Source organism: Rubrivirga litoralis (assembly GCF_031846415.1).
GTDB classification, from domain to species: Bacteria; Bacteroidota; Rhodothermia; order Rhodothermales; family Rubricoccaceae; genus Rubrivirga; species Rubrivirga litoralis.
Map to the genome: position 1 here is coordinate 1 of NZ_JAVRHT010000075.1, position 2,937 is coordinate 2,937.

Genomic DNA, 2,937 nt, shown 5'->3' on the forward strand with positions numbered 1-2,937 from the left:
AGGGCCGTGACCGCACCCAGCACCAGGAAGACGCTCCGCCAGCCGAACGTGAGGCCGATCGTCGTCATCGCCGGCAAGCCGATGCTGATGCCCAGCGTGTTCCCCGACATGATGACCGTGATGGCCTTGCCGTCCATGTTCTCCGGGACCAGTCGCGTGCCGTAGGCCGCGATCATCGGCCACATCACGCCCGCGCAGATGCCGCCGACGACGCGGCACGCGAGGATGACCCCGTACGACGACACGAGCCCGACGACGACGTTGGACGCCGAGAACCCGACCAGCAGCATCAGCAGCAGCGTCTTCCGGTTGAACGACAGCGTCGCGCTGACCAGCGGGATGGCGGCAATGGCGGACGCCAGCGCGTAGATGCCGACGAGGAAGCCGACGTCGTTCTCCTCGACGCCCAGCCCCTCGGTCATCTGCGGCAGGATGCCCGACGGCACCAGTTCGGACAGGATCCCGACAAAGGTGACGCTGGCCATCAGGCCGAAGACGAACCAGGAGAACGTCTGCCGTTCGCTGGAGGGAGAAGTCGTAGACACGTCGGTCGATGGAGGAGCGCGAACGCCTGCTCAGCGCCTGGCGAGCGGGACGAGGACGGTACGGAGGAGTGCGGCGGGGCCGACTCCTGACCAATGTCTGTCTTTCGCGGCCGTCGTAGTACTGGGCCGGTCCCCCTTCACACGTGGGCCTCTGCCGATGGCCGCCGTGGGGCCGTACCTCACGTAGCCGTACGTAGCCGTTCTGCAGAACCAGACTGGAATCGCACGATGGACTGTCCTTCTGCCGCACAGAGGCCGCCCCAAGAGCCGGAGCTGCTGATCGGGAGGCCCCCCCCACCCCCCAGCCTGCCGGCTCCGGGCTGCCACACGCCTCGGCCCCAGACTTGATGTGAGGCCAGACCGCGCAAGCTCCCGCCCCGCCCGACGTACGCCGGGGGCGGGGTGGAGCGTGGGTCTGACCTCCCCTCTTGCGAGTCCGCCTTTTTCCGTCCGTTTGCGCCCCTTGTCGAGGCCACGCCCTGTGCCTTGGCCGGATCACTCTCCCTTGTCGCCCTGCTCGTCGCAGTCGCTGCCGCTTTACGGAGGGCGCCCGGTGCCAGCGGGGCAGCGGCCTACGCCTTGGGCGGGGCGGGGCGGACGGCTACTGGCCAGGCGGCCGCGCGACGGAGTCGCCCGGGTCGGCGGCCTCGGCGTAGGAGCGGGTCCAGATGAGGACGGCCCCGCACGGGCTCATCGTCCCGCCGTACTGGGCCGGGATGCCGTTGTGGGCGTACGCCTCGACCGCCTCGACTTGGTCAATGCCGAGCGCGGCGTCGAGGTTGAAGAGCGGGTTCGTCGGCAGTCCGCTCCCGGACCCGATGGGGTCCCCGAACGACCGGAGGACAGTCCCGTCGACGACGATCGTTGGGCGGCAGTTCGTCCCGCGCACGATGGAGTTGATCGAGGAGATACGGACGTCGCCCTCCTGGGGGAGCGGGACGAAGCCCGGCAGCACCGCGAACAGGTCCGTCAGCTTTCGGGGCCGGCGGTCCTCGATCTGGCGCCGGTCGAAAAAGCGGCCCATCCCCCGGTCGCGGCGCTCGTAGAACCCGACGCCGTTCAGCGTCTGCGCCGGCGTCCGCCGCCCCGCCTCGACCGCCACCCCGCCCAGGTCGCCCACGGCCGGGCGGAGATCAACGTCGACCACCTGCGAAGCGTCGGCGCTCAGCGCGAACGGCTCGCCCGTGGCCGGCCCGTACCCGACGGCCGTGACCACGAGCCGGTACCGCCCCGCCCCGGGCGCGCGGATGAGGAACCGCCCGTCGGCGTCGGCCGCCGTCGCGGCGACCGTGTCGGCGCCCGAGACGAGCCGGACCGTCGCGCCGGGCACGGCGGCGTCGCCCGACGTCACCACGCCCACCACGCGCTGCGCCGAGGCGTCGGCGCACAGGAGCAAGACGGCGAGGGCGGGGAGGAGACGGCGCATCGGGCGGGGTGGCTAGAAATCGGCGGCGGGGCGGTAGTCGGCGGGGAGCCAGCGGGCGGCCCGCTCGTCCCACCACCAGTACCCGCTCACGTCGAGCGGCGAGACGCCCCGCCCCGCCCCCGCGAGCCCGCCCGTGCGGAGGTCGACGCGGGCCTCGCCGCCCGGCGTCTCGATCCACGAGATCTGGTCGCCCGAGCGGCGGCGGGCCGTCCGGGGGTCGACCGAGCGGTTCTCGTTCTGCCGGTAAGCCCGCTCCTCGCTCTCGCCCGTGTAGTCGACCCGGAGGTAGAGGGCGGGGTCCGCCGTGAGCGTGGCGAGGCCGGGACCCAGCGGGCGGAGCACGTCGGCCGCGCGTTCGACCCGGTCGAGGCGGTGCTCGCCCGTCGACCGGGACGGCGGCAGCCGGTGGCGCGCGTTCGTGCGGTACACCCGGAACCCGCTCCGCCCAAGCCGGTCGGCCGCGAGCGCGTGGACAAAGTGGGCGAACGACCCGGCGTAGGCCCGCCGCCGCGCCGCGTCCCACCGCGCTCGCTCGGCGTCGTCGCGGGCGTCGAGCGGCTCGAACCGGGCGTAGCCGTGGAACGCGACGGCGTCGCCGAGGAGTTCGAACGTGGTCAGGTCGTAGGCCACGCGGTAGCCGAGCGCCCGGTTCTCGACGACGAGCGGGGCCTCGGATCGGGCGCGGAGGAGCCCGTCGTCCGAGACGTCGAACGAGAGGACCTCGGGGTTGAGGAGCCGGACAGCTCGGGCGTCCTCGGACTCGCCGACGAGCGCTTGCTCGAACGCGGCGAGCTGGCGGAGCCACGCCGAGCGGTCGGCCTCGACCGTCACGTCGCCCAGCGCCTCGGCCCGGGGCCGGAGCCGGACGTCGACGACCGCCCCGCCCCGCACGCGGCGGACGCCCGGGGCGTACCCGACGAACGTGGCGACGAGCTCGTGCTCGCCGGCCGGGACGCCGGCGATCTC

At 73.1% G+C, this 2,937-nt stretch carries 3 protein-coding genes; all 3 read right to left on the minus strand.

Annotated elements, in window-relative coordinates; all coding sequences use genetic code 11:
- The coding region (locus RM540_RS16135; protein WP_432280813.1) for an MFS transporter at positions 1-485 on the minus strand (485 nt) is incomplete at its 3' end.
- Between the two features lie 661 nt (positions 486-1,146).
- A complete protein-coding gene (locus RM540_RS16140) occupies positions 1,147-1,971 on the minus strand; it encodes a carboxypeptidase-like regulatory domain-containing protein (protein ID WP_311666031.1) in 825 nt (274 codons plus the stop codon).
- A gap of 12 nt (positions 1,972-1,983) precedes the next feature.
- The coding region (locus tag RM540_RS16145; protein ID WP_311666033.1) for a peptidase associated/transthyretin-like domain-containing protein at positions 1,984-2,937 on the minus strand (954 nt) is incomplete at its 5' end.

What these genes read in the sequence shown, in the direction of transcription:
- RM540_RS16140 (WP_311666031.1), bottom strand. Translation starts at nt 1,971, where the DNA reads ATGCGCCGTCTCCTCCCCGCCCTCGCCGTCTTGCTCCTGTGCGCCGAC.